This window comes from Bradyrhizobium sp. DOA9, assembly GCF_000617845.2.
In the GTDB taxonomy this organism is placed as follows: Bacteria; Pseudomonadota; Alphaproteobacteria; order Rhizobiales; family Xanthobacteraceae; genus Bradyrhizobium.
Genome location: NZ_DF820425.1, coordinates 7,004,022 through 7,024,851, shown reverse-complemented (window position 1 = coordinate 7,024,851; position 20,830 = coordinate 7,004,022). Strand labels below are relative to the sequence as shown.

Here is a 20,830-nt window from a genome sequence, read left to right as displayed (position 1 = left end):
CGAGTTTCGTCGTGTGAGGTGAGTTTCGGCCCTTGTCCCTAAGCAGAGGCTGAAGCGGCGAAGCGATCCAGAACCTGCCCAGCCCCCTGGATTGCTTCGCTGCCTCGCGACGACGGTTTAAGCAGAGCGGCTGTCGTTGTTTGCAACTGGATCGTCTTTCGGAGAGTGCGATGAAGCGCTTCAACCTTTCGGCCTGGGCCGTCAGCCATCCGACGCTGGTGCTCTTCCTGATGATCATCCTCGGCGTCGCCGGCTTCTTCTCCTATGAGAAGCTCGGTCGCGCGGAGGACCCGTTCTTCACGGTCAAGACGGTGAACGTTTCCGTCATGTGGCCGGGTGCGACGTCGCAGGAGATGCAGGCGCAGGTCGCCGATCCCATCGAGAAGAAGATCCAGGAGCTGCCCTATTTCGAGAAGGTGCAGACCTATTCCAAGCCCGGCTTCGCGGCACTCCAGGTCACCTTCCGCGACAACACGCCGCCGAAGGACGTGCCCTACCTTTTCTATCTCCTGCGCAAGAAGCTGGTCGACGTGCAGGGCCAGCTGCCGTCCGGCATTCTCGGGCCCGTCGTCAACGACGAGTTCTCCGACGTCGATTCCATCCTCTACATGATGACCGGCGACGGCGCCGATTATGCCCAGCTCAAGAAGGTCTCCGAAGGATTCCGCCAGCGCCTGCTGAAGGTGCCCGGCGTCACCAAGGTCGACGTCTACGGCAACCAGGATGAGCGCATCTTCGTCGAGTTCAGCCATGCCAAGCTTGCCACGCTCGGCATCACGCCGCAGGCCCTGTTCGATTCGCTCGCCAAGCAGAACAACGTGACGCCGGCCGGCACGGTCGAGACCTCCTCGCAGCGCGTGCCGCTGCGCGTCACCGGCGCGCTCGACGGTGCCAAGGCCGTCGCCGAAACGCCGGTCGAGAGCAACGGCCGGGTGTTCCGTCTCGGCGACATCGCCACCGTCACCCACGGCTATGTCGATCCGCCGAGCTTCGTCGTGCGCCAGGAGGGCAAGCCCGCCATCGGCATCGGTGTCGTCACCGCCAAGGGCGCCAACATCCTCGAGCTCGGCAAGGAGGTCGAGAAGGCGACGGCCGACTTCATGAAGGCGGTGCCGCAGGGCGTCGACGTCAAGCTGATCGCCGACCAGCCCAAGGTGGTCGAGCACGCCGTCGGCGAGTTCGTGCATTCCTTCATGGAAGCGCTCGTCATCGTCCTGTTCGTCTCGTTCCTGGCGCTCGGCTGGCGCACCGGCATCGTGGTCGCGCTGTCGGTGCCCCTAGTGCTCGGCATCGTCTTCATTGTCATGAACACGATGTCGCTCGACCTGCACCGCATCACGCTCGGCGCGCTGATCATCGCGCTCGGGCTCTTGGTCGATGATGCCATCATCGCGGTCGAGATGATGGTGGTGAAGATGGAGCAGGGTTGGGATCGCATGCGTGCGGCGTCCTTTGCCTGGGAATCCACTGCGTTTCCGATGCTCACGGGAACGCTGGTCACGGCCGCTGGCTTCCTCCCCATCGGCTTTGCCAATTCAGCGGTCGGCGAATATGCCGGCAGCATCTTCTGGATCGTGGCGATCGCGCTGGTCGCCTCCTGGTTCGTGGCGGTGATCTTCACGCCCTATATCGGCGTCAAGCTGCTGCCTGAGATGAAGGCGCATCACAATCATGATCCGCATGCGGTCTACGAGACCCGCATGTACCGCGGCTTGCGCGCCATCGTGACATGGTGCGTCAACCATCGCATCACCGTGGTGGCCGCGACCGTCGGCGTCTTCGTCGCCTCGATCGTCGGCTTCGGCCATGTCCAGCAGCAGTTCTTTCCGCTCTCGGAGCGGCCCGAGCTGTTCCTGCAGCTGCGCCTGCCGGAAGGCACCGCCTTCAACGTCACCGAGAAGGCGGTGAAGAAGGCCGAGACGCTGCTCAAGGACGACAAGGACATCGAGACCTATACTGCCTATGTCGGCCAGGGCTCGCCGCGCTTCTGGCTCGGCCTCAATCCGCAGCTTCCGAACGAGGCCTTTGCCGAGATCGTCATCGTCGCCAAGGGCGTCGAGGCGCGCGAGCGCATCAAGGCCAAGATCGAGACCGCGGCCGCCGAGGGCTTCCTGACCGAGGCACGCGTGCGCGTCGACCGCTTCAATTTCGGTCCGCCGGTGGGCTTTCCCGTCCAGTTCCGCGTGATCGGCCCCGACGCCAACAAGGTGCGTGAGATCGCCTATCAGGTCCGCGACGTCATGCGGGAGAACAAGAGCGTCAAGGACGTGCAGCTCGACTGGAACGAGCAGTCGCCCTACCTCAAGCTCGTCGTCGACCAGGATCGCGCCCGCGCCATGGGCCTGACCCCGCAGGACGTCTCGCAGGCGCTGGCGATGCTGATCTCGGGCTCGCAGGTCACCACCGTGCGCGACGGCATCGAGAAGGTCGGCGTGGTTGCCCGCGCGATCCCGTCCGAACGCCTCGACCTCGGCGGCGTCGGCGACCTCACCATCACCTCGAAGAACGGCGTCGCCGTGCCGCTGCAGCAGATTGCCAAGATCGAGTACGCCCACGAGGAGCCGATCATGTGGCGGCGCAACCGCGACATGGCGATCACCGTGCGCTCCGACGTCGTCGACGGCGTGCAGGCGCCCGACGTGACCAACCAGATCACGCCGAAGCTGAAGCCGATCAAGGATCATCTCGAGCCGGCCTACCGCATCGAGGCGGGCGGCGCGTTCGAGGAATCCGCCAAGGGCAATGCCTCGATCTTCATCCTCTTCCCGGTGATGGTCATGGTGATGCTGACGCTGCTGATGATCCAGCTGCAGAGCTTCTCGCGCCTGATCCTGGTGTTCCTGACCGCGCCGCTCGGCATCGTCGGTGCCTCGCTCGGGCTCAACGTCGCCAATGCCCCGTTCGGCTTCGTGGCGCTGCTCGGCCTGATCGCGCTCGCCGGCATGATCATGCGCAACACGGTCATCCTGGTCGACCAGATCGAGACCGACGTCAGCCACGGCCTGACCCGGCGCGAGGCGATCGTCGAGGCGACCGTCCGCCGCGCCCGGCCGGTGGTGCTGACGGCGCTCGCCGCGATCCTCGCCATGATACCGTTGTCGCGCTCGGCCTTCTGGGGCCCGATGGCGATCACCATCATGGGCGGCCTGTTCGTCGCGACCTTCCTGACGCTGCTGTACCTGCCGGGCCTGTACGCCCTCTGGTTCCGCAAGAGCCTGGACGAGGCAGGCACGCCCGAACAGCCTGCCGCGCCGCAGCATGGGAGCGATGACCCGCACGCAATTCCGCTTGCCGAAGCGGCTGAATAGATGAGAAGACTGCTGACCAGCGAGTCCTGACTGATGGCCCTTGTTTCGGAACATATCGAAGTCGACACCCGGGATCGCATCCTCGAGGTGGCCGAGCGGCTGTTCCGCCAGATCGGCTACCAGAAGACGACCGTCGGCGACATCGCCAAGGAGCTCAGGATGAGCCCCGCCAACGTGTATCGCTTCTTCGAATCGAAGAAGGCGATCCATCAGGCGGTGGCCCGCTCGCTGATGGGCGAGGTCGAGCTGGAGGCGCAGCGGATCGTGGCAAAGCCCGGTCCGGTGAAGGAGCGCTTCCGCGAGTTGCTCACCACCATCCATCGTATGAACACCGAGCGCTATGTTGGCGACAACAAGCTGCACGAGATGGTCGCGATCGCGATGGAGGAGGACTGGGACGTCTGCGTTGCCCATATGGAGTGCATCGCCGGCGTCATCGGCCAGATGATCGCGCAAGGCGTCGCCTCCGGCGAGTTCGAGGCGCCGGACCTGCAGCAGGCTGCGCTGTGCTCATGCACCGCGATGATCCGCTTCTTCCACCCCCAGATGATCGCCCAGTGCGCCACCAAGCCGGGCCCGACCATCGACCAGATGATCGATTTCGTCATCGCCGGTCTGTCGCCGCGCCACTGACGGGCGGGGGCGTTTCCTCCTATAAGCAGGCCTACCGCCTCCTGGCCAACCGGCTGGTGGTGGACTGGGACGGATCAACATACTCCGTCATTGCGAGCGCAGCGAAGCAATCCAGAATCCCTCCGCGGAGACAGTCTGGATTGCTTCGCTGCGCTCGCAATGACGAAAAGGAAGCAGCGTGACCGATAAAGACCTGTACTTCTACGAGCCCTCCAAGGGCCACGGCCTCAAGCACGATCCCTTCAACGCCATCATCGCGCCGCGGCCGATCGGCTGGATCTCCTCGCGCGACGCCAGGGGCCACGTCAATCTCGCGCCCTACAGCTTCTTCAATGCGTTCTGCTACGTGCCGCCGATCATCGGCTTCTCCTCGACCAACTGGAAGGACACGGTCGAGAACATGCAGCAGACCGGCGAGTTCGTCTGGAATCTCACCACGATGGATCTCGCCAAGCACATGAACGCGACCGCCGCGCATGTCGCCCCCGAGGTCGACGAGTTCGAGGTCGCGGGCCTCACTGCCGTGCCCGGCAAGCTCGTCAATGTCCCGCGCGTCGGCGAGAGCCCGGTCGCCTTCGAGTGCAAGGTGTCCGACATCGTCCGCCTCAAGGGCGCCGACGGCAGGGAGGCCGATGCCTGGCTGACGCTCGGCGAGGTCGTCGCCGTCCACATCGACAAGGCCCTGATCAAGGACGGCGTCTACCAGACCGCCGCCGCCCGCCCCATCGTCCGCGCCGGCCGTCGCGGCGATTATTTCGAGATCAAGCCGGAAAACATGTTCGAGATGGTCCGGCCGGATTAGGCCACTCCGTCATTCCGGGGCGCGCCGTTAGGCGCGAGCCCGGAATGACGCTGAGAGACACTGCCCCAAATCTCCTCCCGGAACTGCACCCACGCCCCAGCCGTTATCGCCTCGGGCGGCTGCCCGGCCGCGTCAATGTTGCAGGCGAGATGTTCGCCTCCGCCAGCCGATTTCCGCTAAAATGACCTGTCTCCGCGCCGATGCATGAGGTCTGCCATGAGCTTCCGCCGCGACACCATCACAAAGCCGATCTTCTCGTGGGCGCGCGGCGTGCTGCCGGCGATGTCCGACACCGAGCGCGAGGCGCTGGAGGCGGGTGACGTCTGGTGGGATGCCGATCTCTTCACCGGCAACCCCGACTGGTCGAAGCTGCTGAAGGTCCCGCAGGCGACGCTGACGGAAGAGGAACGGGCGTTCCTGAGCGGCCCCGTCGACGAGCTCTGCGCCATGCTCGACGAGTGGAAGATTTTCTGGGAAACGCGCGACCTGCCGCAGGACGTCTGGCACTTCGTCAAGCGCGAAAAATTCTTCGGCATGATCATTCCGAAGGAGTTCGGCGGCCTCGGCTTCTCGGCCTACGCGCATTCGGAAGTGGTGCGCAAGATCTCGACCCGCTCGATTGCGGCCGCGGTCACCGTGATGGTGCCGAACTCGCTCGGCCCCGGCGAGCTCCTGATGCGCTTCGGCACCAAGGAGCAGCAGCAGCGCTGGCTGCCGCGGCTCGCCGACGGGCGCGAGATTCCCTGCTTCGGCCTCACCAGCCCGGAAGCCGGCTCGGATGCCGCCTCGATGGTCGACACCGGCATTATCTGCAAGGGCGAATTCGAGGGTCGCGAGGTCGTCGGCCTCCGTCTCAACTGGCACAAGCGCTACATCACGCTCGGTCCGGTCGCGACGCTGCTCGGCCTTGCCTTCAAGGCCTATGATCCCGATCATCTCGTCGGGAGCCAGGAAGAGCTCGGCATCACCGTGGCGCTGATCCCGACCAATTTGCCCGGCGTCGAGATCGGTCAGCGCCATCTGCCCTCGATGCAGGTCTTTCAGAACGGTCCGAATTGGGGCCGCGACGTCTTCATCCCGCTCGACTACGTCATCGGCGGCAAGGAGCGCCTCGGGCAGGGCTGGAAGATGCTGATGACCGCGCTCGCCGCCGGCCGCGGCATCTCGCTGCCGTCACTGTCGGCCGCCGGGGCCGCCTATGCGGCGCGCACCACCGGCGCCTATGCCCGCATCCGCGAGCAGTTCGGCATCTCCATCTCCAAGTTCGAAGGCGTCGAGGAGCCGCTCGCCCGGATCGTCGCCACCGCCTACCAGCTCGATGCCGCACGCCGGCTGACCTGCGCAGCGCTGAATGCCGGCGTCCATCCCGCCGTCATCTCGGGCATCATGAAGCTGCATGCGACCGAGCGGATGCGCACCGCGATCGACGACGCCATGGACATCCATGGCGGCAAGGCCGTGATCGACGGTCCGCAAAATTATCTCGGCAATCTCCACCGCGCCGTGCCGGTCGGCATCACGGTGGAGGGCGCCAACATTCTGAGCCGCAATCTCATCGTGTTCGGGCAGGGCGCCATCCGCGCCCATCCCTATCTGCTCGACGAGATGAATGCGCTCGCCGACACCGATCGCGAGCGCGGCCTCACCGCGTTCGACAAGGCGTTCTGGAAACATGTCGGCCACAGCTTCCGCACCCTGTTTCGCGCCATCGGCCGCAGCTGGACCCTTGGTGCCTTTGCAATGGCGCCCGATGCGGGCGATGCCACGCCCTTCTATCGCCAGCTCTCGCGCTACTCCGCGGCCTTCGCGCTCTGTGCCGACATGGCGCTGCTGACGCTCGGCGGCGCGCTCAAGCGCAAAGAGATGCTGTCGGCCCGCTTCGGCGACATCCTGTCCGAGCTCTATCTGCTCTCGGCCGCGCTGAAGCGCTGGCACGACGAGGGGCGGCAGAAGGAGGATTTTGCCGCGCTGGAATGGTGCATGGCGACGGGCTTCAAGACCATCGAGAACCGGCTTGCCGAAATCCTGGCCAACCTGCCGAACCGCTTCGTTGCCGGCTTCCTCAAGCTCGTGGTCCAGCCGTTGGGCGCTCGGGTGCTCGGCCCGTCCGATCGAATCGTGCACCAATGTGCTGCCATCGTGCTCGAGCCGTCGGCGGCCCGCGAGCGCCTCACGCCGGATCTGGCCCATGTCGACGACGACGGCGGCTTTGCCCGGCTCGAGCGCGCGTTCAAGCTGGTCGCGGCGACGGATGCGATCGCCAGGCGCATGCGCGCTGCGCAGTTGCGCGACTGGAAGGAGGCCGTCAGCAAGGGCGTGGTGACCCAGGCCGAGGGCGAGCAACTCGCCGCTGCCCGCGAAGCCGTCACAAAAGTGATCGAGGTCGACGATTTCGCGCCCGAGGCGCTGTCGCCGATTTACAGGAAAACCGTCAATGTGCATCAGTTCTTCCAGGAACTCGGTGAGCAGAGGGCGGCGAGCTGATGGCACGACCGGTATTCATCGTCGACGGCAGCCGGACGCCGTTCCTGAAGGCGCGCTCGGGGCCCGGGCCGTTCACGCCGGTCGATCTCGCCGTGCAATGCGGCCGCCCGCTGCTGGCGCGCCAGCCGTTTGCGCCCGATAGCTTCGACCAGGTCATTCTCGGTTGCGTCAACGTGATCGCGGACGAGATGAATCCGGCCCGCGTCGCCGCGCTCCGGCTCGGCATGGGCGAGGACATGGTCGCCTTCACCGTGCAGATCAATTGCGGCTCGGGCATGCAGTCGATCGACACCGCCTACCGCTATATCCGCGAAGGCCATGCCGACATGATCTTGGCTGGAGGCACCGAGGCGCTCAGCCACGCGCCGCTGGTCTGGCCGAACTCCGGCGTGCGCTGGTTCGCCGGCCTTGCCACCGCCAAGGGTGTGGCCGCGAAGCTCGCCTCGGCGCTCAAGCTGAGGCCTCGCGATCTCAAGCCGATCATCGGCCTCGAGCGCGGTCTGACCGATCCCGTCACCGAGCTGAACATGGGCCAGACCGCGGAGGTCGTCGGCCATCTCTTCGGCATCACGCGCGCGCAGTCGGATGCCTACGCCGCCGAAAGCCATCGCCGGCTCGCGCATGCGCAAAGCGCGGGTTATCTGAAGGGCGAGGTCGAGACTGCGTTCTCCCGCGACGGCAAGTTCTTCGACCACGACGACGGCGTTCGTCCGGACTCCACCGCCGAGACACTGGCAAAACTCCGGCCGGTGTTCGAGCGCCCCTGGGGCCAGGTCACCGCCGGCAATTCCTCGCAGATCACCGACGGTGCGTCCTGGGTGATCCTCGCCTCCGACGCTGCCGTTGCAAGGCACAAGCTGACGCCGAAAGCTGCGATCGTCGACAGCCATTGGGCCGCGCTCGATCCCGGCATCATGGGGCTCGGCCCGGTGATGTCGGTGACGCCGCTGCTGAAGCGCAACGACCTCACCCTCAAGGACGTCGAGACCTGGGAGCTGAACGAGGCCTTCGCGACGCAAGTGCTCGGCTGTCTCGCCGCCTGGAACGACGACAAATTCTGCCGCGAGATTCTCGGCCTCGATGGTGCCGCCGGCGAGATCGACCGTGAAAAGCTCAACGTCGATGGCGGCGCGATTTCGCTCGGCCACCCCGTCGGCAGCTCCGGCAATCGCATCGTGCTGCATCTCGTCAACGCGATGAAGCGGCTCGGCACGCGGCGCGGAATTGCCACCGAATGCATCGGCGGCGGGCTCGGCGGCGCCATGCTGATCGAGGCGGTGTGACCATGGATTCCAGGATCATGACCGCGCTCGGCGATCGCGTGCTGGCACTCGGGCCGCAGCCGGCGCAAGACAGTCTCTACAAGCACTTCAAGCCGACGCGCGATGCCGATGGCGTCGCCTGGCTGCTGTTCGACCGCGCTGACGCCAGCGCCAACACGCTCTCCTCCGACGTGATGGAGGAGTTCGACGCGGTGCTCGCGGCGATCGAGACCGAGCGCCCCGCCGGTCTCGTCATCCGCTCGGCCAAGCCGTCCGGCTTCATCGCCGGCGCCGACGTCAATGAATTCCGCGGGGCCAGCGATGCCGGCATGGTGGAGACCCGCATCCGCGCCGCGCATGCGGTGGTCGATCATCTGGAAGCGCTCAAGCTGCCGACGGTCGCGGTCATTCACGGCTTCTGCCTCGGCGGCGGGCTCGAGGTCGCGCTGGCCTGCCAGGCGCGCATCGCCGTCGAGGGCGCGCGTTTCGGCTTCCCGGAGGTGATGCTCGGCCTGCATCCGGGTCTCGGCGGCACCGCCCGGTTCACCGCTTTGGTCAATCCGACCCAGTCGATGGCGCTGATGTTGACCGGCCGCACCATTGACGCCCGCCGCGCCAAGGCGCTCGGCCTCGTCGACGCCGTGACGCAGGAGCGGCATGTCCAGGGCGCGGTGAGGGATGCGCTGTTCGGCCGCCTGAAGCGGGCCAAGCCGGGTCTGCTGACGCGCGCCGCCAATCTCGGGCCGGTGCGCGGCCTGCTGGCCAAGCGCATGCGCGCGGAGGCCGCGAAGGCTGCATCGCGCGAGCACTATCCAGCGCCCTTTGCGCTGATCGATCTCTGGGAAGCGCATGGCGGCAGCAAATCCGCGATGCTGAAGGCCGAGCAGGCCTCGTTCGCCAAGCTGATGGTGACGCCGACCGCGCAGAATCTGATCCGCGTGTTCTTCCTGCGCGAGCTGATGAAGAAGGCGGCAGGCTCCGGCAGCACGGTGAAACATGTCCACGTCATCGGCGCCGGCGCCATGGGCGGCGACATCGCGGCATGGGTAGCCGGGCAGGGCTTGCGCGTCTCGCTCGCCGACATGAAGGCGGAGCCGATCGCGGGCGCGGTGAAGCGCGCGGCCGAGCTCTACGGCAAGATCATCCGCAAGCCCACCGACGTGCGCGACGCGCTCGATCGCCTGATTCCGGATATGGACGGCGAGGGCGTTCGCAATGCCGACCTCGTCATCGAGGCGGTGCCGGAGAAGCTGGAGCTGAAGCAGAAGGTCTATGCCGGCATCGAGCCGCGCATGAAGCCCAGCGCGATCCTCGCGACCAATACGTCGAGCATTCCGCTGCAGGACCTGCGCACCACGCTGGCGCGGCCGGACCGGCTGGTCGGCCTGCATTTCTTCAATCCGGTGTCGCGGCTGCAGCTGGTCGAGGTCGTCAGTCACGACGGCAACGATGCGCAAGTGCTGAAAGAGGCGCTCGCCTTCGTCGGCGCCATCGACCGCCTGCCGTTGTCTGTGCAGAGCTCGCCCGGCTTCCTCGTCAACCGTGCGCTGACGCTGTACATGCTGGAAGCCATGGTGATGCTGGACGAGAAGATCGACCAGCGCCTGATCGACGCCGCGGCCGAGCAGTTCGGCATGCCGATGGGGCCGATCGAGCTGGCCGATCAGGTCGGCCTCGACATCTGCCTCGACGTCGGCGACATGCTGCGCACCAAGTTCGGCGATCTCCTGCCGCCGCCGCCGGCCTGGCTACGCGAGAAGGTCGCCAGGGGCGAGCTCGGCCGCAAGACCGGGAAGGGCTTTTACAGCTGGAAGGACGGCAAGGCGCAGAAAGCGCCGTTGCCGGAGACCGGGCCGCGCGTCACCGACCAGATGATCGACCGCCTGGTGCTGCCGATGTCCAATGTCTGCGTCGCGGCGCTTCGCGAGGGCATCGTCGACGATGCCGATGCGGTCGATGGCGCCATGATCTTCGGCACCGGTTATGCGCCGTTCCGCGGCGGTCCGCTCAATTATGCGCGCACGCGCGGTGTCGAAAACATTGTATCCACCCTGCGCGCGCTGGCGGAACGATTCGGCGCGCGTTTCGCGCCCGATCCGGGCTGGGACAATTTCAAGTGAGAGCCATATGAGCGAACAAGCGACCGGGCCGAGCGGCGATCTCTGCATCCGCACGCTGGCGATGCCGGCCGACACCAATGCCAACGGCGACATCTTCGGCGGCTGGCTGCTCAGCCAGATGGACGTCGGCGGCGGCGTGTTCGCCTCGAAGGTCGCGCGGTCGCGCACCGTGACCGTCGCGATCGAGGCGATGAATTTTCGCAAGGCGGTCTATGTCGGCGATCTCGTCTCGGTCTATGCCAATCTCGTGCGCGTCGGGCGCACCTCGCTGACCGTGCATCTCGAGGCCTGGGCATTGCGGCGCAAGGAGCTGCATCCGTTCCTCGTCACCGACGGTCATTTCACCTACGTCTCGATCGACGACCACGGCCGACCCCAGGCGATCCAGCGCAACGATCCGCCGATCGCGACGTAATCGCGCGTGACGCTCTGCCCCATCTTGTGATGGCGCTTGTAGCGCCGCAGAACGCGGCACGAGTCACCCGCGTCGCGGCTTCGCCAAGAACCAGTCAAGAACCAGTCATAAAACGGATGAGGTCCCGGCGTACTCAGATGCACGTCGATTCGGGGTGGAAATCGGCTGATTTGCCTGAGGAACTTTCAGGCAGGAATCCGGTTGTTTGCCCGCACTGAGGAATCCACGGACCATGCCGGACAGCTACATCATCGAAGTCAACTCGCAGACCGCAGGTATCGTCGTTCGTTCCCAGGGAGGCTATTGTTTCTTCGCGTCATCCCACCGCTTCAACCGCCTCGAAGGCCAGCTCTTCCGCAACGCCCGCGAAGCCGAGCGCGCCGCGCGCAAGCTGATCAACGGCGATGTGAAGGAGGCGGCGTAGTCCTTTCTTCCTTCTCCCCTTGCGGGAGAAGGTGGCATAGGCCGCCTCCGGCGGCCGTGCCTTAAGAGAACGCCGAAGCAAAGCTTCGGCTATGGCGCCGGATGAGGGGCTCTATCGGCGCGTTCACAAGCTAGAGATTACTTGGCAGAGGCAACCCCTCACCCGTCTCGCCGCTGCGAAGCGGGCCACCCTCTCCCGCAGGGGGAGAGGGTTAACACGCGTCACAACTTCGTCGCCGCCCGCGACAACAGCTTCCACTCGTCGCCTTGCTTCTGCCAGTTCATCAGGATGTGAAGGTTGGTCGATACTTTTTTCCCATCGGCCGCCATCTCCTGCTCGCCCAGCCAGTGGAAACGCACGATCGCTGCGGGGCCGACGACCTTGATGGTGGGTTCCTTGTACTCGATCGACAGGAACTTGGACTTGCCGTCGGTCGCGTTGGCGATGAAGGTCGCCTTGTCCTCGACCTTGCCGCTGGAATGGCTGTAGCTCAGCTCCTCCGCGCACAGCGCGCCGAGCGCCTTGGGATCGGCCGCGATCTGGGCGAGGCGGAAGGCCTCGACCCTCTTCGCCACGGCGTCCTCGTCGGCCGAGGCGGCGAGGGCCGGCGTCGCGAACGCAAGCGCGGAGACGGCCAGAGTCGAGAGAGCCAGATCGCGTCGGTTGATCGTCATCGTTTCCTCCTTTTTGATCTTGCAACCAGTGTTGCAGTGACGCGCGGCGTTGTCGAGTGTCAGCTGTCTTCATGTGGATGCGTCGTTGCGCGATCGAGGCTGTATTGATACGCCTTCCGCATCGATGCGTCGGCCATTTGGGAAAGTACGGAAATGATCGAGACCAGACACGATGGAACGGGCCGGGCGTTGTTGTTCGACATCGACGGCACGCTTGCCGACACCGACCCGTTGCACCTGAAGGCTTTCAACCAGGTGCTTGGCCCGCACGGACATGTCTTCGATCACGCACGTTTCTCCCGCGAGCTGCAGGGCTTCGCCAATGTCGCCATCGGCGATCGCTTTCTGCCGCACGAGGCGCCGGAGCGGCGCGCCCTGATTCTCGAAGAGAAGGAGGAGGTCTTCCGCACGCTGGTGGCCGGGCAGATCGCACCGCTGCCGGGCCTGATGGCGCTGCTCGACCGCGCCGATGGCGCCGGCATTCCCATGGTCGCAGTGACCAACGCGCCGCGTCTCAACGCCGAGCTGCTGCTCTCCGGCCTCGGCATCACGCATCGTTTCAAGGCGCTCGTGATCGGCGCCGAGCTGCCGCACGGCAAGCCGCATCCGCTGCCCTATCAGAAAGGGCTGCGTTTCGTCGGCGCGAGGCCGGAAACCTCGATCGCATTCGAGGATTCCCGCACCGGCGTGCAGTCTGCGACGGCCGCCGGCATTCCGACCGTGGGTATCCGCACCAGCCTCAGCCATGCTGACCTGGTTGGAGCAGGCGCGGTCGCCTCCGCGAGCGCCTTCGACGACCCGACGCTGCTCGCGCGCCTTGCGAGCGTCATGGCGTGGTGACAAATGGCGTGGTGAGGACCTTCACCCGTTAACCGTGATCGTCGTGCGCATTGACCGCAGGCGCGAACCGCCCCACCATGCACCATTCTGATGTGAGGCCGTTGCCGTGACCGGACTGACCCATCGCCAAGCCGAAATCCTCAACATCGCGCGGGCCTCCGGCCGTGTCATGGTCGAGGAGCTCGCGCGCCGCTTCGAGGTGTCCGCGCAGACCATCCGCAAGGATCTCAACGATCTCTGCGAGCGGAGATCGCTGACCCGCATCCATGGCGGCGCCATCATCGCCTCGGGCGTCGAAAATCTCGCCTATGAGGCGCGCCGCTTCGTCGCCGCCGACGAGAAGAAGGCCATTGGCGCCGCCGCCGCATCGCTGATCCCGAACGGCTGCTCGCTCTTCATCAACATCGGCACTACGACGGAAGAGGTCGCGAGCGCGCTGACCTCGCACGAGGACCTCCTCGTCATCACCAACAACCTCAATGTCGCCATGCTGCTCTACCGCCATCCGCGCATCGAGGTGGTGGTCGCCGGCGGCACGGTGCGGCGCGCCGACGGCGCGGTGGTCGGCTCGACCGCGACGCAGCTGATCGGCCAGTTCAAGGTCGACTACGCCATCATCGGCGCGTCCGCGATCGACGAGGAGGGCGCGCTGCTCGACTTCGACTATCGCGAGGTGCAGGTGGCGCAGGCCATCATCGCCAACGCCCGCAGCGTCATGCTGGTCGCCGATTCTACCAAGCTGCGCCGCAGCGCGCCGGTGCGCATTGCCCACATCACCCAGATCCAGACCTTCGTCACCGACCAGGAACTCCCCGAGCGCCTCGCCACCATCTGCCACAGCAAGGGCATCGAGGTGGTCGAGGCGATGCCGAAGGGCGCCGATATCGACGATGCGCCGGCCGACACCCAGGATGCCGCGCCGGAAGCTGCGCCAGTGGTGCGGCTGAGATAGGGACTAAGCGTCGTCCCACGGGTTGAGCAGCGGAACGCCTGTCGGCTCGAAATCCTCCATGTTGCGCGTCACGACCGTCAAGCCGTGAACGAGCGCGGTCGCCGCAATGAGGGCGTCGCGTTCGGCCCGTGGGTTGGGAACGTGAAGTTGGGCACAATGCTGGGCCACGGCAGTATCGATCGGCAGTATTCGCCCCTTGAAGCGGGCCAGGATGTGATGGTCGATCCAGGCGCGCAGGACAGCGCCTTGCGCCGCGTCCCCGCGCTCGATCAGGCGTGCGCCCAGCTCGATTTCGAGGATCGAGATGGCGGAGATGAAGAAGCTTGCCGCGGGCACTGTGTTGGCCCAGGCGAGGACGTTGCGATCCGCTCGATCCGGTCGCCTCAGCTCGGAAACGACATTGGTATCCAGCAGAAACATCAGTCGAGATCGGCGGGCCTGGAGATGCCGCCCTCAATGCGAGGCGGATCGAAATCGAAGTCCGCGTCCGCCTGCGCCAGAGCTTCCGCAAGGCTCATGTGCCCGCCGGTCAGGCGCAAATAATCCTCGATGGTCAGCAGGACATGGGCCGGGCGACCGCGGTCCGTAATGAAGACGGGTCCCTGCGAGGCCGCTTTTTTGGCGCCGCTCGTGTCCTGGTTGAATTCGCGGCTGGTCAGGGTGGTTACCATCGTTTCTGCGCCCTCGACGTCGCAATCCCTTGGTAGTGAGAATGATATGTAGATATGTTGCTACATTCAAGGTCTCCGGCGCGTCACAAGCTTGTCCTGTGCTGAGCAATCGCGCCGTTTGCCTCCAAACCGGACCGTTCTCCCGCCGATTTCTCCGCCGTATTGCCCACCAAAAAAGTTCCTCTTTCGCTTCCTTTCGCCTCTCTTTCATCTTGCTTTCGTTTTTCGGTGTGATCTAATCAAAAACGAAAGTAGCCGCTCGAACGAACGGGCGGTCGCCGGGGGATGCGTCTGTTGGAGCGTATTTTCGATCTCGCCATCATTGGAGGCGGTGTTAACGGCTGCGGCATCGCGCGCGACGCGGTGGGCCGCGGCAACACGGTTTTCCTGTGCGAAATGAACGATCTGGCGAGCGGGACATCGTCCTGGTCGACCAAGCTCGTGCATGGCGGCCTGCGCTATCTCGAATATTACGAGTTCCGGCTGGTCCGCGAGGCGCTGATCGAGCGCGAGATCCTGTGGGGCATCGCGCCCCACATCATCCGACCCCTGCGTTTCGTTTTGCCGCATCACGCCGGCCTGCGCCCGGCCTGGCTGCTGCGCCTCGGCCTCTTCCTCTATGATCACATCGGCGGCCGTCACCTGCTGCCGGCGACCCGCTCGGTCGATCTCAAGCGCGATGAGGTCGGCAAGCCGCTGATCCCGAATCGCTACAGCCGCGCCTTCGAATATTCGGACTGCTTCGTCGATGACGCCCGGCTCGTCGTGCTCAACGCGCGCGACGCCGCCGACAAGGGCGCCGAGATCCGCACCCGCACCCGCGCCACCGAGATTCGCCAGTCGGACGGCCTCTGGACCGTCAGCATGGTCGACACGCTGACGGGTGCGCGCTCGCAGATCCGGGCCAAGGCGCTGATCAATGCCGGCGGGCCCTGGGTCGAGGACGTGCTCGGCCGCGGGGCCGGCGTCAATGCGAAAGCCAAGGTGCGCCTGGTGCAGGGCTCGCACATCGTCGTGAAGAAGCTCTACGACCACGACCGCGCCTACATGTTCCAGAATGCCGACGGCCGCATCATCTTCGTGATCCCGTACCAGGACGACTTCACGCTGATCGGTACCACCGATCGCGACTATGACGGCGATCCCGCCAAGGTGAAGGCGACGACCGAAGAGATCGAATATCTCTGCAAGGCGGCGAGCGAATATCTGGCCAAGCCCGTCGCGCCCGATGACGTGGTCTGGACCTATTCCGGCGTGCGTCCGCTCTATGACGACGGCGCCAGCGAGGCCAAGGCCGCGACGCGCGACTACGTGTTCGAGCTCGACACGCCCGGCGGCGTGCCGCTGTTGTCGATCTATGGCGGCAAGATCACGACCTATCGCAGGCTCGCCGAGGAGGCCTTGGAGCGCCTTGCGCCCTTCTTACGCAGTGCGAAAGCGCGCGAGGGCTGGACCGGCAAATGGCCGCTGCCGGGCGGCGACATGAACGTATCGGACATCGACGGCCTGATCGCCGAGCTGCAGCGCGGCTATCCCTTCCTCAGCCATGAGCATGCGCGGCGCCTGTCGCGCGCCTATGGCACCCGTGCCATCAAGCTGCTCGGCGATGCGAAATCGGCCGCCGACCTCGGCCAGGCCTTTGGCGCCACGCTGACCGAGCGCGAGGTGCGCTATCTCATGGCCAATGAATGGGCCGTCACCGCCGAGGACGTGGTCTGGCGCCGTTCCAAGCTCGGCCTGCGACTATCTGCCGACGAGATCGCGGCCCTCGACGACTGGATCAGGAGCCACGCCGTGGCGCAAAGTCCCCTGCTGGAAGCGGGAGGACGCTCATGACCGTGACACTCGATCACGTGACCCGGACCGTGGAAGGCGTGCCACACATCCGCGACGTCTCGCTGACGCTCGAAAGTGGAACCCTCAACGTGCTGCTCGGGCCGACGCTGTCAGGCAAGACCTCGATCATGCGGTTGCTCGCCGGCCTCGACAAGCCGACCACGGGCAAGGTGTTCGTCAACGGCAAAGACGTCACCGGCGCCGACGTGCGCCAGCGCTCGGTCGCCATGGTCTATCAGCAATTCATCAACTACCCCTCGCTCACGGTCTACGAGAACATCGCTTCGCCCCTGCGCGTGCAGGGCAAGCCGCGCGACGAGATCGAGGCGCGCGTCGCCGAGGCGGCAAAGCTGCTGCGACTCGAGCCGTTCCTGAAGCGCACGCCGCTCCAGCTCTCCGGCGGCCAGCAGCAGCGCACCGCGATCGCGCGCGCGCTGGTCAAGGGCGCCGACCTCGTCCTGCTCGACGAGCCACTCGCCAATCTCGACTACAAACTGCGCGAGGAGCTGCGGGCGGAGCTGCCGCGCATCTTCGAGGCCTCGGGCGCGATCTTCGTCTATGCCACCACCGAGCCGACCGAGGCGCTGCTGCTCGGCGGCAACACGGTGTGCATGTGGGAGGGCCAGGCGCTGCAGATGGGCGAGACCACCAACGTCTACCGCCGGCCGCAGACGCTTCGCGTCGCCCAGGTGTTTTCGGATCCGCCGCTCAACCTTGTCGGCATCGAGAAGAAGAATGGGCACGTCGCATATGCCGGCGGCACGTCCTCGCCGGCCTCGGGCCTCTATGCCTCGCTCGCCGACGGCACTTATCGTGTCGGCTTCCGCGCCCATCAGCTCGGGCTTGCCAACGGCGAGGCCGATCGCCATGCCTTCCACGCCACAGTCACGGTGACCGAGATCACCGGTTCGGAGAGCTTCGTGCATCTGACCCGCGACGGATCGAACTGGGTGGCGGTGCTGCACGGCGTGCACGAGTTCGAGCCCGGCCAGACGCTGGATGCCGTGCTCGATCCCAATGATGTTTTCGTCTTCGACGCGGCGGACCGGCTGGTCGCCGCGCCGGGCATAGCGTTTTCAAGCGAAGTGCGTAGCGGTTCGCGTGAAGAAAACGCGTCAAACAGACAAAGCTCTTGAGGGAGATGCGCCATGGCCCGCATTGACCTAGTCGATCTCGCCCATTCCTACGGCGGCAACGATGCGCCGCAGGAGAGCTTTGCGCTCAAGCCGGTGACCATGACCTGGCGGCAGGGCGGCGCCTATGCGCTGCTTGGCCCGTCCGGCTGCGGCAAGACCACGCTGCTCAACGTCATCTCCGGCATCATCACGCCGTCGCGCGGAAAAATTCTGTTCGACGGCAAGGACATCACACCGCTGTCAACCCAGAAGCGCAACATCGCGCAGGTGTTCCAGTTTCCGGTGATCTACGACACCATGACGGTGGGGGAGAACCTGGCTTTTCCGCTGAAGAACCGCGGCGTGCCGAAGGCCGACATCGACAGGCGCGTCGCCGAGATCGGCCGCCTGCTCGACCTCGAGCCCTATTTGAACCGCAAGGCCACGCGCCTCACCGCCGACGCCAAGCAGAAGATCTCGCTCGGCCGCGGTCTCGTGCGCAACGACGTTGCCGCCGTGCTGTTCGACGAGCCGCTGACGGTGATCGATCCCGAGCTGAAATGGCAGCTCCGCTCCAAGCTGAAGGCGCTGCATCGCGATCTCGATCTCACGATGATCTACGTCACCCACGACCAGACCGAGGCGCTGACCTTCGCCGACACCGTGGTCGTCATGCATGACGGCCGCGTGGTGCAGAGCGGCACGCCGGCCGAGCTGTTCGACAAGCCGGCGCATACCTTCGTCGGTTATTTCATCGGCTCGCCCGGCATGAACATCCTGCCGGCCGAGGTGAGGGGGCGCGAGGCCAGGATCGACGGCCACGTCATCGCGCTGAACCGCAGCTACGACAACCTGCCTGCGGGGGCCAAGATCGAGATCGGCGTCCGTCCTGAGTTCGTCGAGGTGGTCGCGCCCGCGCCCGGCCTGCTCACCGCCAGGATCGAGCGCATCGACGATCTCGGCCGCATCCGCTTCGCGCGCGTGCGCGTCGGCGACGCCAAGCTCGCCGCGCGCGCCCCCGGCGGCTTCGCCAGCTCGGACGGCAATGCCGGGCTGAAATTCGATCCGTCGCACGTCCACGTCTATGCCGACAGCCTTCTGGTGGAGGGAGCCGCCTGATGGACAAGACCGTCAACCAAAAAGCCTGGTTCCTGGTGCTGCCGGTGTTCCTGGTCGTCGCCTTCTCGGCGGTGCTGCCGCTGATGACGGTGGTGAACTATTCGATGCAGGACACCTTCGGCAACAACCAGTTCTTCTGGAACGGCGTCGGCTGGTTCAAGGAGCTGCTCGATCCCTCCACCGATCTCGGCGGCCGCTTCCTCGCCTCGCTCGGCCGCAACCTGTTCTTCTCGCTCGTCATCCTCGCCATCGAGGTGCCGCTCGGCATCGTCGTCGCCTTGTCGATGCCGCGCGAGGGCTGGACCGTCGCGGCCTGCCTCGTGATTCTCGCGCTGCCGCTGCTGATCCCCTGGAACGTGGTCGGCACCATCTGGCAGATCTTCGGGCGTCCCGACATCGGCCTGCTCGGCTACGTCCTCAACGCCATCGGCTTCGATTACAACTACGTCTCAAACGACGTGGACGCCTGGGTCACAGTCATCGTGATGGACGTCTGGCATTGGACCAGCCTCGTCGCGCTGCTGTGCTACGCCGGCCTGAAGTCGATTCCCGAAGCCTATTACCAGGCCGCGCAGATCGACGGTGCCTCGCGCTGGGCCGTGTTCAAGGCGATCCAGCTGCCGAAGATGAACCGCGTGCTGTTGATCGCGGTGCTGCTGCGCTTCATGGACAGCTTCATGATCTACACCGAGCCGTTCGTCGTCACCGGCGGCGGGCCGGGCAATTCGACGACCTTCGTGTCGATCGAGCTGGTCAAGATCGCGCTCGGCCAGTTCGACCTCGGCAAGGCCGCCGCGCTGTCGCTGGTCTACAACCTCATCATCCTGATCGTCTGCTGGATCTTCTACACCGTCATGACCAATGCCGGCGTCGAACGCAAAGTCCAGGCGGAAGCCGAGCCGGCGGCGGAGCCCAAGCCTTCGGAGCCCAAGCCCGCGGCCGCGCTCAAGCCCGTGCCCGCACTCAAGCCTAGGGAAGGAGTGGCCTGATGCATTCGATTCCCGGCCGCCGCCTCATCATGGGGCTGTTCCTGATCTTCCTGCTGCTGCCCATCTACTGGCTCGTCAACATGAGCTTCAAGACCAACAGCGAGATCGTCTCGACGATGACGCTTTGGCCGCACACCCCGACGCTGCAGCACTACCAGCGCATCTTCACCGACGAGAGCTGGTATTCCGGCTACATCAATTCGCTGGAATACGTCGTCCTCAACACCATCATCTCGATCGCCGTGGCGCTGCCGGCGGCTTACGCCTTCTCGCGCTACCGTTTCCTCGGCGACAAGCATCTGTTCTTCTGGCTGCTGTCGAACCGCATGGCGCCGGCGGCGGTCTATGCGCTGCCGTTCTTCAATCTCTATTCGGCGATCGGGCTGTTCGACACCCCCTGGGCGGTCGCGCTCGCGCACTGCATCTTCAACGTTCCGCTGGCGGTGTGGATCCTCGAAGGCTTCGTCTCCGGCGTGCCGCGCGAGATCGACGAGACCGCGTTCCTCGACGGCTATTCCTTCCCGCGCTTCTTCATCAAGATCCTGGTGCCGCTGATCGCGAGCGGCATCGGCGTCGCCGCCTTCTTCTGCTTCATGTTCTCCTGGGTCGAGCTCTTGCTGGCGCGCACGCTGACCTCGGTGCACGCAAAGCCCATTGCCGCGATCATGACGCGCACGGTTTCGGCCGCCGGCATGGACTGGGGCCTGCTGGCCGCCGCCGGCGTGCTCACCATCATTCCGGGCGCGCTCGTGATCTGGTTCGTCCGCAACTACATCGCGCGCGGTTTCGCGCTCGGCCGCGTGTAAGGAGGCAACCATGGAGTCAATCGCATGGATGGCCTGGACGCTGCCGACCGCGATCTTCTTCGTCGCGCTCGCCTGCACGCTTCTGGTGATGACCTGGCTCGCCGCGGTCTATCCCGAGGCCGAGCGCGTCGGCGTGCTGCGCATCCCGACCACGCGCGGCGACCGCCTGTTCATCTCGCTGATCGCGGCCGCCGTCATCCACCTTGCCTGGATCGGCCTCGTCGGCACCGACGCGATCGCCACGCTGCCTATCGGCGAGGAGGGGTTTGAAATCTCGAGCCTGTGGCTCGCATCAGGAATTTCGCTGGTCACGGCCGCGCTCATTTTCCGCACGGTCTGAAGCTTGCGAAGGGACGGCCAGATCCGGGACCAACCCGGGC

General features: G+C 65.4%; 19 protein-coding genes. 16 read left to right on the top strand and 3 right to left on the bottom strand.

The window, feature by feature from the left end:
* Positions 1-170: 170 nt before the first annotated feature.
* The 8 genes from BDOA9_RS32960 to BDOA9_RS32925 all read left to right on the top strand — a co-directional run bounded on the left by BDOA9_RS32960 (position 171) and on the right by BDOA9_RS32925 (position 11,448).
* On the top strand, positions 171-3,308 hold the full coding sequence (locus BDOA9_RS32960) for an efflux RND transporter permease subunit (RefSeq protein ID WP_025038216.1): 3,138 nt from the start codon (positions 171-173) through the stop codon (positions 3,306-3,308).
* 33 nt (positions 3,309-3,341) lie between these two features.
* Positions 3,342-3,941 carry a TetR/AcrR family transcriptional regulator gene (locus tag BDOA9_RS32955; protein WP_025038215.1) on the top strand — a complete coding sequence of 200 codons (600 nt, stop codon included), beginning with the start codon at positions 3,342-3,344 and terminating at the stop codon, positions 3,939-3,941.
* Between the two features lie 178 nt (positions 3,942-4,119).
* Positions 4,120-4,743 (top strand): flavin reductase family protein, encoded by a 624-nt coding sequence (locus BDOA9_RS32950; RefSeq protein WP_025038214.1) that lies wholly within the window; start codon positions 4,120-4,122, stop codon positions 4,741-4,743.
* Between the two features lie 216 nt (positions 4,744-4,959).
* Positions 4,960-7,227, top strand: coding sequence for an acyl-CoA dehydrogenase (locus BDOA9_RS32945; RefSeq protein ID WP_025038213.1), 2,268 nt, complete (start codon positions 4,960-4,962; stop codon positions 7,225-7,227).
* Positions 7,227-8,510: an acetyl-CoA C-acetyltransferase gene (locus BDOA9_RS32940; protein ID WP_025038212.1), complete on the top strand. Its 1,284-nt coding sequence runs from the start codon at positions 7,227-7,229 to the stop codon at positions 8,508-8,510. The genes BDOA9_RS32945 and BDOA9_RS32940 overlap by 1 nt, the downstream gene beginning before the upstream one ends.
* A gap of 2 nt (positions 8,511-8,512) precedes the next feature.
* On the top strand, positions 8,513-10,609 hold the full coding sequence (locus BDOA9_RS32935) for a 3-hydroxyacyl-CoA dehydrogenase NAD-binding domain-containing protein (RefSeq protein WP_025038211.1): 2,097 nt from the start codon (positions 8,513-8,515) through the stop codon (positions 10,607-10,609).
* 7 nt (positions 10,610-10,616) lie between these two features.
* Positions 10,617-11,024 (top strand): acyl-CoA thioesterase, encoded by a 408-nt coding sequence (locus tag BDOA9_RS32930; protein ID WP_025038210.1) that lies wholly within the window; start codon positions 10,617-10,619, stop codon positions 11,022-11,024.
* A 232-nt stretch (positions 11,025-11,256) separates the two neighbouring features.
* Entirely contained in the window at positions 11,257-11,448 is a 192-nt protein-coding gene (locus BDOA9_RS32925) for a hypothetical protein (RefSeq protein WP_008568616.1), read from the top strand.
* 221 nt (positions 11,449-11,669) lie between these two features.
* Here the strand turns inward: BDOA9_RS32925 and BDOA9_RS32920 are convergent, their stop codons facing one another.
* Positions 11,670-12,122 (bottom strand): nuclear transport factor 2 family protein, encoded by a 453-nt coding sequence (locus tag BDOA9_RS32920; RefSeq protein WP_025038209.1) that lies wholly within the window; start codon positions 12,120-12,122, stop codon positions 11,670-11,672.
* Positions 12,123-12,275: 153 nt separating this feature from the next.
* Here BDOA9_RS32920 and BDOA9_RS32915 point away from each other — a divergent pair, with 153 nt between their 5' ends.
* Both BDOA9_RS32915 and BDOA9_RS32910 read left to right on the top strand, forming a co-directional pair.
* Positions 12,276-12,962, top strand: coding sequence for an HAD family hydrolase (locus BDOA9_RS32915; RefSeq protein ID WP_025038208.1), 687 nt, complete (start codon positions 12,276-12,278; stop codon positions 12,960-12,962).
* Positions 12,963-13,068: 106 nt separating this feature from the next.
* Complete coding sequence (locus tag BDOA9_RS32910) at positions 13,069-13,914, top strand: DeoR/GlpR family DNA-binding transcription regulator (RefSeq protein WP_025038207.1); 846 nt, start codon at positions 13,069-13,071, stop codon at positions 13,912-13,914.
* 3 nt (positions 13,915-13,917) lie between these two features.
* Here the strand turns inward: BDOA9_RS32910 and BDOA9_RS32905 are convergent, their stop codons facing one another.
* Together BDOA9_RS32905 and BDOA9_RS32900 are read right to left on the bottom strand one after the other, a co-directional pair.
* Positions 13,918-14,334, bottom strand: a complete 417-nt coding sequence (locus BDOA9_RS32905) for a type II toxin-antitoxin system VapC family toxin (protein ID WP_025038206.1) — start codon at positions 14,332-14,334, stop codon at positions 13,918-13,920.
* Positions 14,334-14,585: a type II toxin-antitoxin system Phd/YefM family antitoxin gene (locus BDOA9_RS32900; RefSeq protein WP_025038205.1), complete on the bottom strand. Its 252-nt coding sequence runs from the start codon at positions 14,583-14,585 to the stop codon at positions 14,334-14,336. The genes BDOA9_RS32905 and BDOA9_RS32900 overlap by 1 nt, the downstream gene beginning before the upstream one ends.
* Positions 14,586-14,870: 285 nt before the next feature.
* Between BDOA9_RS32900 and glpD the strand changes: the two genes are divergently transcribed.
* Genes glpD through BDOA9_RS32870 form a run of 6 tightly spaced genes read left to right on the top strand, consistent with a single transcriptional unit; the run spans position 14,871 to position 20,790 of the window.
* On the top strand, positions 14,871-16,421 hold the full coding sequence (gene glpD / locus BDOA9_RS32895; RefSeq protein WP_025038204.1) for a glycerol-3-phosphate dehydrogenase: 1,551 nt from the start codon (positions 14,871-14,873) through the stop codon (positions 16,419-16,421).
* Entirely contained in the window at positions 16,418-17,557 is a 1,140-nt protein-coding gene (locus BDOA9_RS32890) for an ABC transporter ATP-binding protein (protein ID WP_025038203.1), read from the top strand. Before glpD ends, BDOA9_RS32890 begins: the two co-directional genes overlap by 4 nt.
* A gap of 12 nt (positions 17,558-17,569) precedes the next feature.
* On the top strand, positions 17,570-18,655 hold the full coding sequence (locus BDOA9_RS32885; RefSeq protein ID WP_025038202.1) for an ABC transporter ATP-binding protein: 1,086 nt from the start codon (positions 17,570-17,572) through the stop codon (positions 18,653-18,655).
* Positions 18,655-19,644 carry a carbohydrate ABC transporter permease gene (locus tag BDOA9_RS32880; protein WP_025038201.1) on the top strand — a complete coding sequence of 330 codons (990 nt, stop codon included), beginning with the start codon at positions 18,655-18,657 and terminating at the stop codon, positions 19,642-19,644. The genes BDOA9_RS32885 and BDOA9_RS32880 overlap by 1 nt, the downstream gene beginning before the upstream one ends.
* Positions 19,644-20,450 (top strand): carbohydrate ABC transporter permease, encoded by an 807-nt coding sequence (locus BDOA9_RS32875; protein ID WP_025038200.1) that lies wholly within the window; start codon positions 19,644-19,646, stop codon positions 20,448-20,450. Before BDOA9_RS32880 ends, BDOA9_RS32875 begins: the two co-directional genes overlap by 1 nt.
* A 10-nt stretch (positions 20,451-20,460) precedes the next feature.
* The gene (locus tag BDOA9_RS32870) at positions 20,461-20,790 is read left to right on the top strand and encodes a DUF2160 domain-containing protein (RefSeq protein WP_025038199.1); all 330 of its coding nucleotides are present in this window, start codon (positions 20,461-20,463) and stop codon (positions 20,788-20,790) included.
* Positions 20,791-20,830: the final 40 nt, after the last annotated feature.